Annotated in this window: 1 protein-coding gene (cut by a window edge); it reads left to right on the forward strand. The window is 70.2% G+C overall.

Going from position 1 to position 14096, the window contains the following annotated elements; genetic code table 11:
- Positions 1–14096 carry the 5' portion of a non-ribosomal peptide synthase/polyketide synthase gene (locus LC490_RS23665; RefSeq protein WP_223621836.1) on the forward strand. The gene runs 13774 nt beyond the window's last position, so 14096 of the gene's 27870 nt are visible here — the first part of the coding sequence; the start codon lies at positions 1–3; its stop codon lies beyond the right edge, outside the window.

Raw genomic sequence — 14096 nt, forward strand, 5'->3', positions numbered from 1 at the left:
ATGAGCAAGGCAAATCCGCGTCCCCTGTCGGCACCGCAGTCGGAAATGTGGTTCGCTCAGGCGTTCGACCCGGACAACGCGTACTACGACACGCGCGGTTACGTCGACATTCGCGGTCCGCTCGACGTCGAGGCCTTGAATCGCGCGGTAGACGCCTTCGCCGCCGAGGCCGACACCTTGCGGCTGCGTTTCGAGCACCGCGTCGACGGGCCGGTGCAATGGCTCGGCGAGAGCCGAGCGTCGATCCTGCAGATCGTCGACCTGTCGATGCACGCCGACCCGATTGCCGAGGCGCATACGCGGATGCTCGCGGACGCCGGCCAGGTCTACGACCTCGCCGCGACACCGTTCAACCAGATCCTGTTCACCCAAATCCTGTTCAAGCTGGGCCCGGCGCATCACCAGTGGTACCAGCGTTATCACCACATCGTCATGGACGGCTACGGCTATTCGCTGGCGACCGCGCGCATCTGCGAGCGCTACAACGCCCTGCGCCAGGGCCTCGAACCGGCCGGCGAACTCGCCAGCGTCATGGAGCTGGTCGACGACGACCTGCGCTATCGGCAATCCGAACGTCACGCCAAGGACGCGCAGCACTGGCAGGACTATCTGCTCGACGCCCCGGAGCGGGTCGGCCTGGACGGCCGCACGCCGCGGCCGTCGGCACGCTTCTATCGCCGCAGCGCGCCGATCCCGCAAGCCTTGGTCGACCGCTTGTTCGAAGCCGAGCAACGCACCGGCGTCAAATGGCCGCAGTTGATGACCGCCGCGGTCGCCGCGTATCTGCAGCGGATCGCCGGCCGCGACGAGATGCTGTTCGATTTCCCGGTGGCCGGACGTTCCAAGGCCGCTCGCGGCATTCCCGGCACCGTCGCCAATGTCCTGCCGCTGCGCCTGTCGTTCGCCAAGACCGCAACTTTGCATGAACTGGCGAGCGCGACCGGCCGCGAGATCGGCAAGGGGCTGCGTCACCAGAACTACCGCGGCAAGGACATCCTGCAAGCGCTCGCCGACGGCGGCCAACAGCGCTGCTTCGGCCCGCGCATTAACATCATCCCCTTCGACTACGCCTTCGATTTCGACGGCCAGACCGGCATCCTGCATTCGCTGGCCAACGGCGTGGTCAACGATGTCGCGGTGAACCTGGAAGGCCAGATCGGCCGCGACGGTTGCCTGCTGCATTTCGACGGCAATGCCGAGAGCTACGACGAAGACGAGATCGCCGCGCATCTGCGGCGCCTGCTGGCCTTCGTCGCCGCGGCGGCGGCCGATCCGCAGCGGCCGCTCGCCGCGATCGAGCTGCTCGATGCGGCCGAGCGCCAGCGCCTGCTGCTGGACTGGAACGACACCGCGCATGAGGTCGAGCCCGAATCGGTCGCAGCCGCGTTCGAGCGCCAGGCCCTGGCGACGCCGGATGCCATCGCCGTGGTCGGCGAGCACGGCGCGCTCAGCTATGCCGAACTCGACCGCCGCGCCGACGCGCTCGCCCACGAACTGCTGCAACGCGGCGCCGTGGCCGAGCGCGGCATCGCCCTGTTGCTGCGCCGTTCGCCCGACTTGGTCGTCGCGGTGCTCGCCGTGCTCAAGACCGGCGCGTATTACGTGCCGCTGCACGAGCAGCATCCCGATGAGCGCCTGGCCCAGGTGCTGGCCGAGACCGACGCGACGATACTGATCGCCGATGCCAGCCTCGATGCGCGCGCTCTGTCGCATCCGAACCTGCTGCGGCTGGATCTGATGGGGCCGGATCTGATGGGGCCGGATCGTTTCGATTCCGTCGAACGCGCCGAGCGCATCGATCGCCGCCTGATCAAGACCGGGATCCATCCCGAACAGCTCGCCTACACGATGTTCACCTCGGGCTCGACCGGCGTGCCCAAGGGTGTCGCCGTGCGCCAACGCGACATCGTCGAGTTCGCCCGCGACCGTCGTTTCGGCGACGGCCACGAGGTCGTGTTGCTGCATTCGACCCACGCCTTCGATGCATCGACCTACGAGTTGTGGGTGCCGTTGTTGAACGGCGGGCGCATCGTCGTGGCGCCGACCGAGGCCGCCGACGGCCGCGATTTCCAACGCCTGATCGAGCGCTTCGCGGTGCGCAGCCTGTGGCTGACCGCGGGCCTGTTCCATGAATTCGCCGAGTCCACGCCGGAACTGTTCGCCTCGCTGCGGCAAGTCTGGGCCGGCGGCGACGTGCTGTCGGCCGATGCGATCCGCCGTTTGCAGGCGCGCCATCCGCGGTTGCGCATCGTCAACGGCTATGGCCCGACCGAGACGACGACCTTTGCCCTGACCTGCGAAGTACCGGTGCTGGCGGTCGACGCCGAACGCGTGCCGATCGGCGCACCGCTCGACAACATGCGCGCGTACGTGCTCGACGCCTCGTTGCGGCCGGTGCCGGTGGGCGTACCGGGCGAGCTGTATATCGCCGGCGCCGGCGTCGCCCGTGGCTATCTCAAGCGACCGGCCCTGAGCGCCGAGCGCTTCGTCGCCAACCCGTTCGAGCACGGCGGCCGCATGTACCGATCCGGCGACCGAGTGCGTTGGCGCGGCGACGGCCGCATCGATTACCTCGGCCGCGCCGACCAACAGATCAAGCTGCGCGGCTTCCGCATCGAGCTGGGCGAGATCGAAGCCGCCCTGGCCCGCGCCGGCCATGCGCAGAGCGCGGCGATCCTGCGCGAGGACCGGCCCGGCCAACCGCAACTGGTCGCCTACGTGGTCGGCGACGCCGTTGACGGCGACGCCCTGCGCGACGCCCTCGCCGCCCGCCTGCCCGAGTACATGCTGCCGAGCGCCTTCGTCGCCGTGCCGGCCTTGCCGCTGACCGGCAACGGCAAGCTCGATCGCAAGGCCTTGCCCGCGCCGCAAGTCGAAGGTCGCAGCCATCGCGAACCGCGCGACGAGCGCGAGCGCGTGCTGTGCGAGTTGTTCGCGCAGGTACTGGGCGTGGAACGCGTCGGTATCGACGATCATTTCTTCGCTCTCGGCGGCCATTCGCTGCTCGCGACCCGGCTGATCGGCCGGGTCCGCGCCGCGCTCGAGGTCGAGCTCAGCCTGCGCATGGTGTTCGAGGCTCCGACGGTCGAAGCCCTGGCCCGTCGCTTGAACGAAAGCGCACCGGCGCGACCGGCACTGACCCGGCGGACGCGTCCGCTGCAGTTGCCGCTGTCGTTCGCCCAACAGCGCCTGTGGTTCCTGCACCAAATCGAGGGGCCGAGCCCGACCTACAACATTCCGCTGGCCCTGCGCCTGGACGGCGAGCTCGATCGCGAAGCCTTGCGCCTGGCGATCGCCGATCTGCTCGAACGCCACGAGAGCCTGCGCACCGTGTTCCCGGACGGCGACACGCCGCAGCAGCGCGTGCTCGATGCGGCGGTAGCGCCGTTCGAGGTCGTCGACTGCGACGAGGCCGAGCTCGACGAGGCGCTAGCCCGTGCGGCGAGTCACGGCTTCGACCTGAGCCGCGAGATTCCCTTGCGCGCCAGCCTGTTCCAACTTGGGCCGCAACGTCAGGCCGTGTTGTTGCTGATGCATCACATCGCCGCCGACGGCGCATCGCTGGCGCCGCTGGCCGACGACCTCGCTCAGGCCTATACCGCCCGTTGCGAGGGCCGCGCGCCGACTTGGTTGCCGCTCCCGGTGCAGTACGCCGATTACAGCCTGTGGCAGCGCCGATTGCTCGGCGACTTGGACGATGCCGCTAGCCTCGCCGCACGCCAACTCGCCTACTGGAGCGAGGCCCTGGCCGAACTGCCCGAACGCATCGAACTGCCGACCGACCGGCAACCGCCGCAGACCCCGAGCCACCGCGGCCATACCCTGCGTTTCGCCATCGCTGACGAAACCTGCGCGGCCCTGCAGGCCTTGGCACGGCGCCACGGCGTCAGCTTGTTCATGCTGTTGCAGAGCGCGCTCGCCGCGACCCTGAGCCGGCTCGGCGCCGGCAGCGACATCGCCATCGGCACCCCGGCCATCGGCCGCGACGATCCGGCGCTGGAGCGCCTGGTCGGCATGTTCGTCAACACCCTAGTGCTGCGCACCGACACCTCCGGCAACCCGAGTTTCGCCGAGTTGATCGAGCGCGTGCGCCGCTTCGACCTGGCCGCCTACGCACAGCAGGACCTGCCGTTCGAGCAATTGGTCGATGCTCTCAACCCGGTCCGCAGCCTCGGCCGTCATCCGCTGTTCCAGGTGATGCTGTCGCTGCAAACGGCCGCACCCGCGTTGCCGGCCCTGCCCGGCCTGCGCAGCGAACTGCTGGCTTTCGACGCGCCGGTCGCCAAGTTCGATCTCAGCTTCGATTTCACCGAGCACCACGCCGACGGCGCCTCGCGCCTGAGCGGCCTGCTGGAATACGCAACCGACCTGTTCGACGAAGCCACGGCGCGATCGATCGGCGACGGCCTGATCCAGGTTCTCGCGGCGATGGCCGCCGATCCGCAACAGCGCATCGGCGACGCGGGCCTGTTCGATGCTGCACAGCGACAACGTTTGCTCGAAGCCTCGCGCGGCGACAGCGTCGAAGTGGAAGCGACCGCCTTGCCGCAGTGGTTCGAACGTCAGGCCGCGGCCACGCCGGACGCGATCGCCCTGGTCTGCGGCGACGACGAACTCGACTACGCCACCCTCGAACGGCGCGCGAACCGTCTCGCCCATCTGCTGATCGGCGAAGGCGTCGGCGCCGAAAACATCGTCGCCCTGGCCCTGAACCGTTCCGCCGACAGCGTCGTGGCGATGCTGGCCGTGCTCAAGGCCGGTGCCGCCTATCTGCCGCTCGACCTCGAACATCTCGGCCCGCGCCAGCGCGAGATGCTGCTGGATGCGGCGCCGACGCGCGTGCTCGCCCATGCCGACATCGCCGCCCGCCTCGGCTCCGATCTGCCGCTGCTGGTGCTCGACGAGGCCGCGTTCGAGGCGCGTCTGCAGTCCATGCCCACGCAGGCACCGACCGATCTCGAACGAGTACGGCCGCTGCACCCGCAACACCCGGCCTATCTGATCTACACCTCGGGCTCGACCGGCAAGCCCAAGGGCGTGCTGGTGGCCCACGCCACGCTGTCGCATCTGTTCCAGCACCAACGCAGCACCCTCTACAGTGCGGTCGCGGGCGACAACGACACCACGCGGGTGCGTTTCGCCCTGACCGCGACCTTCGCCTTCGACACCGCCGTCGAAGGCCTGCTGTGGCTGTGCGCCGGCCATCAGTTGGAATTGATCGACGACGACACCCGCCGCGACGGCGAACTGTTGATCGCACGCCTGCGCGAGCGCCGCATCCATGCCGTCGACCTGACCCCGTCGCACTTCGAACCGCTTCGCCAGCGCGGCTTGCTCGATCCCGCACATTGGCACCCGCGCAGCGTGATCCTCGGCGGCGAAGCCATCGCCGCGGCGCAATGGCAGGCCTTTGCCGAACGCGACGACGTGCGCGGCTACAACGCCTACGGCCCCACCGAGTACGGCGTCGATGCCGCGTTCACCGCGATCGAGCGCGAGGCCACGGCGCCCTCGGTCGGCCGTGCGATCTGGAACACCCGCGCCTACGTGCTGGATGCCTGGCTGCAGCCGGCGCCCGAGGGCGTGGCCGGCGAGTTGTACCTGGCCGGCCCCGGCCTGGCGCGCGGCTATCTCGAGCGCGCCGCACTCACCGCCGAACGCTTCGTCGCCGACCCCTTCCATGCCGGCGAACGCATGTACCGCAGCGGCGACCGCGCACGGCGCCGTCGCGATGGCCGCCTGGAAGTGCTCGGCCGCGCCGACGATCAAGTCAAGATCCGCGGCTTCCGCATCGAACTCGGCGAAGTGCAGGCCGCGCTCGCCGAACTCGGCTACGCCGGCAACGCGGTGATCGCACGCGAGGACAGCCCCGGCCATAAGCGCCTGGTCGCCTATGTGGTCGGCGACGCCATCGATACCCAGGCCGTGCTGCGGCAACTGGGCGAGCGTCTGCCCGACTATCTGCGCCCGGCCGCAGTGATCGCCCTCGACGCCCTGCCGCTCACCCGCAACGGCAAACTCGATCGCCGCGCCTTGCCGGCGCCGAGCATCGAGACAGTGCGCGGCGCGGCGCCGGAATCGGCGCAGGAGCGTTTGCTCGCGCGCTTGTTCGCGCAGGTGCTCGGCCTGGCCGAGGTCGGCGTCGACGACGGTTTCTTCGCCCTCGGCGGCGACAGCATCAGTTCGATCCAGTTGGTCGGCCGTGCCCGTCAGGCCGGCCTGCGCCTGAGCGCCCGCGACGTGTTCCAGCACCAGAGCGTGCGCTCGCTGGCCGCGGTCGCGACGCCGCTCGACCCGGCGGCGACGCCGGCGCAGCCGACGGTCGACCCGGTCGGCGAGCTGCCGGCCACCCCGATCGTGCGCGACCTGTTCGAGCAGGACGGCCCGTTCGGGCAGTTCCAGCAGTCGATGCTGCTGCGCGTGCCGGCCCTGCGCGAGGCGCCCTTGCTGAGCGCGCTGCAGCGCCTGATCGATCATCACGATGCGCTGCGTCTGCGCCTCGATGCCGGCTTAACCTTGCACGTCGGCGCCGCCGGCAGTGTCCAGGCGCGCGAGTTGCTGCGACGCATCGACATCGATATCGACGGGTTCGATGCCGCCGCGCGCAAGCGGCTCATCGAAACCGAGGCCCAGGCTGCGCAGGCCCGGCTCGATCCTCGCGACGGCCGCATCCTGCAGGCAGTCTGGTTCGACGGCGGCGACGATTCGCATCTGCTGTTGACCGTCCACCACCTCGCCGTCGACGGCGTGTCCTGGCGCATCCTGGTGCCCGACCTGCGTGCGGCCTGGGAGGCCTGCGCCGAGGACCGTGCCGCGTCGCTGGCGCCGGTGCCGACCTCGTTGCGGCAATGGGCACTGGCCTTGCCGCAGCTCGCCGAACAGCGGCGCGCGGAGTTGCCGTTCTGGCGCGCGATGCTCGACGGCGATGCCGGCGCGGTCGCCGCGCGTCCGCTCGACCCGCAACGCGACACCCTAGCCGGCCAACGCAGCCTGAGCCTACACCTGGACAGCGAGAGCACGCGCTTGTTGTTGACCCGCGCGCCCGAGCTGATCCATGGCCGCATCAACGACGTCCTGCTGACCGCGTTCGCGCTGGCCCTGTCGGCTTGGCGCGGTGCGAGCCACGGCAACGGCGGCGAGGCTTCGGTGCTGTTCGACCTCGAAGGCCACGGTCGCGAAGCCGGCCTGCTCGACGGCGCCGATCTGTCGCGCACGGTCGGCTGGTTCACCAGCCTGTTCCCGCTGCGCCTGCACCTGCCCGAAAGCGGTGCGCAGGCCGCGCTGCGCGGCGGCAAGCCGCTGGAACGCGCACTCAAGTCGATCAAGGAGCAACTGCGTGCGCTGCCGGACAACGGCATCGGCTACGGCCTGTTGCGCCATCTGGACGACGAGGGCCGCTACGCACTGGCCGGTTGGCCGTCGCCGCAGGTCGGCTTCAACTATCTGGGCCGCTTCGATCTCGACGCCGGCAGCGACGCTCTGTGGAGCGCCGCCGAGCCGAGCCTCGCGCTCGGCAGCGGCGGCGATGCGGCAATGCCGCTCGCGCATGCGCTCGAACTCAATGCCCTGACCCTGGCCGGCGACCACGGCCCGGAGCTGTGCGCGAACTGGAGCTGGGCCGGCGAACTGCTGCGGCAAGACGAAGTCGAAGCCTTGGCGGAGCATTGGTTCGCGGCGCTGCGCGCGATCGCCGTCCATGCCGCCGCCAGCGACATGCGCCGGCTGACGCCGTCGGACCTGGAGCTGGTCGCGCTCGACCAGGACACGATCGAACGCCTGGAGTCGAGCCAGGCCCTGGCCGAGGTGCTGCCGCTGTCGCCGCTGCAACAGGGCCTGCTGTTCCACACTTTGTACGATCGCTCCGCGCCCGACGCCTATCTGACCCAGATGGTGTTCGAGCTCGACGGCACCCTCGACGGCGATCGCCTGGAACGCGCCGCACGCGACCTGCTCGCCCGCCATCCGCATCTGCGTGCGGCCTTCGTCCACGACGGCCTCGACCAGCCCTTGCAGCTGATCCCGCGCGACAGCCTGCTGCCGTGGGAAGTGATCGACCTGACCCCGCTGACCGCGGAACGCCGCGACAGCGAACTCGAACGGCTGCTCGCCGACGACGCCCAGCGCAACTTCGACCCGGCGCAGTCGCCGCTGCTGCGCTTCACCCTGCTGCGTTGCGCCCGCGACCGCCACCTGTTGGCGTTCACCAGCCACCACCTGCTGCTCGACGGCTGGTCCTCGCCGATCCTGATGCGCGAGCTGTTCGCGCTGTATCGCGACGGTGCCGAGGCCGCGCTGCCGCGGGTCACGCCTTATCGCGACTACCTGCGCTGGCTCGCCGGCCGCGATGCCGCCGGCGCCCGCGAAGCCTGGCAGGCGGCATTTGCGGGCTTCGACGAACCCACCCGCATCGCCGCGGCCACGACCTCCACAGCGACCGCAGCGGAAGTGCGCCGCTACTTCGCCGATGCCGCGCTTACTGCGCGCCTTGAAACGCAGTCCCGCAAGCTCGGCGTGACCCTGGCCAGCTTCGTCCAGGCCGCCTGGGGCCTGGTGCTGGCACAGCTCGCCCATCGCGACGACGTCGTGTTCGGCGCCACCGTGTCCGGACGCCCGCCCGAACTGGCCGGCGTCGAGGACATGATCGGTCTGTTCATCAATACCCTGCCGCTGCGCCTGCGCCTGCAGCGCGACGAAACCGTCGGCGCCCTGTTGCAGCGCCTGCAGCAGGAACAATCGGCGCTGCTCGACCACCAACACCTCAGCCTGACCGAGATCCAGCAGTCGGCCGGTCATGCCGAATTGTTCGACACCCTGGTGGTGTTCGAGAACTTCCCGATCGGCGCCGACGCCACCGGCACGCTCGAAGTCGGCCCGCAATTGAGTGTGCGTTTCCATGGTCACCGGGGCGGCGATGCTTCGCATTACCCGCTCGGCCTGGTCGCCGTGCCCGGGCGCGAACTCGCGCTCAAACTGAGCTATCGCCCGGATCTGTTCGACGCCGCGACCATCGACCGCATCGCCTCGCGCTGCCTGCTTGCGCTCGACGCGCTGGCCGGCGATCCACAGGCGCGGGTCGGCGCCATCGAGCTGTTGCCGAGCGAGGAACGCCGGCAAGTCCTGCAGCAGTGGAACGACACCACCCATGCCTTCCCGGCACTGCCGCTGCCGGCCCTATTCGAGCAACAGGTCGCGCGTACGCCCGACGCTGTCGCCGTGGTGTTCGAGGGCGAGCGCCTGAGCTATGCCGAACTCGATGCCCGCGCCAACCGCCTCGCCCACCGCCTGATCGCCGACGGCATCGGCCCGGAGAGCATCGTCGGCGTGGCCCTGCCGCGTTCGGTCGAGCTGATCGTCGCCCTGTACGCGGTCAGCAAGGCCGGCGCGGCCTATCTGCCCCTGGATACCGATTATCCGGTCGAGCGCCTGGCCTACATGATCGGCCACGCCGCACCGGTGCGCGTGCTGACGCGTTCGGACGTCGCCGCGAAACTGCCGGCGCAGGCCGCGCTGTTGTCGCTCGACGATGCCGCGCTGCTCGCCGCCCTCGCGCAGACCAGCGACCGCGCGCCGACCGATGCCGAACGGGTCCGCCCGCTCGAACTCGATCACCCGGCCTACGTGATCTACACCTCCGGCTCGACCGGACGCCCCAAGGGCGTGGTCAACTCGCACCGCGGCATCGTCAACCGCCTGGCCTGGATGCAGGCCGAGTACGGCTTGCGCGGCGACGATGCGGTGCTGCAGAAGACCCCGTCGAGCTTCGACGTGTCGGTATGGGAGTTCTTCTGGCCGCTGCTGGAAGGCGCGCGCCTGGTGGTCGCCCGACCCGACGGCCATCGCGACCCGGCCTACCTGGCCGAACTGATCGAGCGCGAAGCCATCACCACCGTGCACTTCGTGCCGTCGATGCTCGACGTGTTCCTGTCGGAACTGGCCATGCGCGGCGCCGATGGTGCGGCCGGCTGCGCCGGCTTGCGCCGCATCCTGTGCAGCGGCGAAGCCTTGTCGGGCGAGCTGCGCAACCGCGTGCGCGAGCAACTGGCGCGGCCGCTGCACAACCTCTACGGCCCGACCGAAGCTGCGGTCGACGTCAGCGCCTGGGCCTGCCGCGCCGACGAGACCGGCGCGCAGGTGCCGATCGGCGCGCCGATCTGGAACACCCGGCTGTACGTGCTCGATGCCGCGCTGCGGCCGGTGCCGGTCGGCGTCGCCGGCGAGCTGTACCTGGCCGGCGTCGGCCTCGCCCGCGGTTATCTGGCCAATCCGGCGCTCACCGCCGAACGCTTCGTCGCCGATCCGCATGCGGCCGACGGTTCGCGCCTGTACCGCACCGGCGATCTGGCGCGCTGGCGCGCGGACGGCCAGGTCGAGTACCTCGGCCGCGTCGACCATCAGGTCAAGCTGCGCGGCCTGCGCATCGAACTCGGCGAGATCGAAGCGGCGCTGGCCCAACTCGGCCATGCCCAGCACGCGGTGATCGCGCGCGAGGACCGGCCCGGCGACAAGCAACTGGTCGCCTATGTCGCGGCCGAGTCGATCGACGTCGAAGCGTTGCGCCAAGGCCTGGCTGCGCGCCTGCCCGAGTACATGCTGCCGAGCGCTTTCGTGCGCCTGGACATCCTGCCGCTATCGCCGAACGGCAAGCTCGACCGCAAGGCGCTGCCGGCGCCGGACTATGCCCCGCATGCGCATTCTCGCGGGCCGCGCGACGCCACCGAAGCCCTGCTGTGCGCGCTGTTCGCACAAGTGTTGGGACGCGAGCGCGTCGGCATCGACGACAGTTTCTTCGCCCTCGGCGGGCATTCGCTGCTGGCCACGCGCCTGATCGGCCGGGTCCGCGCCACCTTCGACGTCGAACTGCCGATCCGCGCCTTGTTCGAGGCGCCGAGCGTGGAAGCCTTCGCCCGCCGCCTCGGCGAAGGCGGGCGTGCGCGCCTGCCGCTGTCGGTGCAGGAGCGTCCGCAACCGCTGCCGCTGTCGTTCGCCCAGCAGCGCCTGTGGTTCCTGCATCAGTACGAAGGCGCCAGCGCCCTCTACAACCTGCCGCTGGCGCTGCGCCTGCACGGCGAGTTGGATGCGGCCGCCCTGCATGCGGCAATCGCCGACCTGGTGGAACGCCACGAAAGCCTGCGCACCGTGTTCCCCGGCGGCGACACGCCGCAGCAACAGGTGTTGACGAAGGTCGCAGTCGAACTGCATGCGTTCGACTGCAGCGAAGCCGACTTGCCCGAACGTCTGAGCGCGGCCGCGGCCCATGCCTTCGATCTCGAACGCGAGATTCCGTTGCGCGCGAGCCTGTTCAAACTGGGCACGCAGGATCACGTGCTGCTGCTGTTGCTGCACCACATCGCCGCCGACGGTGCCTCGCTGGTACCGCTGAGCGAGGACCTGGCCGAAGCCTACGCCGCACGTCTGCAAGGGCTGACGCCGGCCTGGGCGCCGCTGCCGGTGCAGTACGCCGACTACAGCCTGTGGCAACGGCGCGTGCTCGGCGCCGGCCCGGCCTCAGGCGCCACCGACGACGACAGCGTGTACGCGCGCCAGCTCGCCTGGTGGACCCGTCGTCTCGCCGCCCTGCCCGATCAGTTGAGTCTGCCGAGCGAGCGCCCGCGTCCGCAGGTCGCGAGCTACCGCGGCGCATCGCTGTCCCTCGCGATCCCGGTCGATCTGCATCGCAGCCTCGCCACACTCGCCCAGCGCCGCGGCGCGACCTTGTTCATGGTGCTGCAATCGGCGCTGGCTACGATGTTGACCCGCCTCGGCGCCGGCACCGACATCCCGATCGGCAGCCCGGTCGCGGGCCGTACCGATGCCGCGCTCGACGACCTGGTCGGGCTGTTCCTCAACACCCTGGTGCTGCGCACCGACACCTCCGGCAACCCGGCCTTCGAGCAGTTGCTCGAACGCGTGCGCGACGCCGACCTGGCCGCCTACGAACACCAGGACCTGCCGTTCGAGCAACTGGTCGAAGCGCTGAACCCGGTGCGCTCGCTGGCCCATCACCCGCTGTTCCAAGTGATGCTGGTGCTTCAGAACAACCCGCCGCCGCAAGCGGCGCTGGCCGGCCTGCGTTGCACGCCGCAGCCGATGGCGCTGGCCTCGTCGAAGTTCGACCTGAGCTTCGATTTCAACGAATGCTTCGATGGCGACGGCGCCCCCGCCGGCATCGACGGCACCCTCGAATACGCCCTCGATCTGTTCGACGAGGACGGCGCGCAAGCGCTGGCGCAGCGCCTGCTGCGCGTGTTGGCCGCGGTCGCGGCCGATCCGTCGCTGCCCTTGGACCGCATCGAGCTGCTCGATACCGCCGAGCATCGGCGCTTGCTGGTCGAGGCCAACGCCACCGCACGCACGCAGCCGGGTCTGACCCTGCCGGCGCTGTTCGAGGCCCAGGTCGAACGCACCCCGGATGCGACCGCCGCGGTTTGCGCCGAGGCCCGCCTCAGTTACGCCGAACTCGACGCGCGCGCCAATCGCCTCGCCCACCTGTTGATCGCGCAAGGCATCGGCCCGGAGGACATCGTGGCGATCGCCCTGCCGCGTTCGCTCGACATGCTGGTGGCCTTGCTGGCCACACTGAAGGCCGGCGCCGCTTATTTGCCGCTGGACCCGGACTATCCGGCCGAACGCCTGGCCTATATGGTCGAAGACGCCGGCCCGGCCTGTCTGATCGGCGACGACGACACGCTCTCGTTGCTCGCCGAGGCCGAGGTCGCCTTGCGCTGGTCGCTCGACGCGGCCGACCTGCGCGAGCGTCTCGCCGGCGCCCCGGCGCACGGCCCGCGCCAGCACGAACGTGTGCGCGCCCTGCATCCGCGCCACCCGGCCTACGTGATCTACACCTCCGGCTCGACCGGCCGTCCCAAGGGCGTGGCGATCGAACACCGCGCGCTCGAGAACTTCCTGTGCGCAATGCAGCACGAGCCCGGCCTCGACGCCGGCGACCGCCTGCTGGCGCTGACCCCGATCTCGTTCGACATCGCCGGGCTCGAGCTGTACCTGCCCTTGCTGTGCGGCGCCGAACTGCACATCGCCCCGCGCGAGATCGCGACCGACGGCGAGCGCCTGCGCGAGCACATCGCCGCGATCGCGCCGAGCGCGATCCAGGCCACCCCGGCGACCTGGCAGATGCTGCGCGCCGCCTTGTGGACGCCGGCCGCCAACCTGCGCGTATTGTGCGGCGGCGAAGCGCTGCCGGCGGAACTCGCCGACTTCCTCGCCGCCGATGCCGCGGCGCTGTGGAATCTGTACGGCCCCACCGAAACCACGGTCTGGTCGCTCGCCAGCCGCGTCGCCGCCGGCGAGGCGGTGCGCATCGGCGCGCCGATCGACAACACCCGCGTCTATGTCCTCGATGCCGCGCTGCGGCCGGTACCGAGCGGCGTCGCCGGCGAGTTGTACCTGGCCGGAGACGGTCTGGCGCGCGGCTACTTCCGCCGGCCCTCGCTGAGCGCCGAACGTTTCGTCGCCGACCCGTTCCAGAACGGACGGCGCATGTACCGCACCGGCGACCTGGCACGCTGGGGCTTCGATGGCCGTCTGGACTTCCTCGGCCGCCTCGACCATCAGGTCAAGATCCGCGGCTTCCGCATCGAACTCGGCGAAATCGAAGCGGCCCTGGCCCAGCTCGGTCACGCCCGTAACGTCGTGGTCGCGCGCGAGGACCGCGAAGGCCTCAAGCGCTTGGTCGCCTATGTGGTCGCCGACGGCCTCGACGGCGCCGCCCTGCGTCAGGCGTTGGGCGAGCGCCTGCCCGAGTACATGCTGCCCTCGGCCTTCGTTGCCCTGGACGCGCTGCCGCTGACGCCGAACGGCAAGATCGACCGCAAGGCCCTGCCGGAACCCGGCGAAGGCGACCGCGCCGCCGAGACCTATCGCGCTCCGCAGACGCCGCAGCAAAGCCTGCTGTGCGAGCTGTTCGGCGAGGTGCTCGGGGTCGAACGGGTCGGCCTCGACGATCACTTCTTCACCCTCGGCGGCCACTCGCTGCTGGCCACCCGCCTGGTCAGCCGGATCCGCGCCGCACTCGGCATCGAACTGCCCTTGCGCGCCCTGTTCGAGGCACCGACCGTGGCGAGCCTCGCCGCGCGTTTGCC

The organism is Lysobacter sp. ESA13C, from assembly GCF_019970005.1.
Taxonomy (GTDB): domain Bacteria; phylum Pseudomonadota; class Gammaproteobacteria; order Xanthomonadales; family Xanthomonadaceae; genus Lysobacter; species Lysobacter antibioticus_B.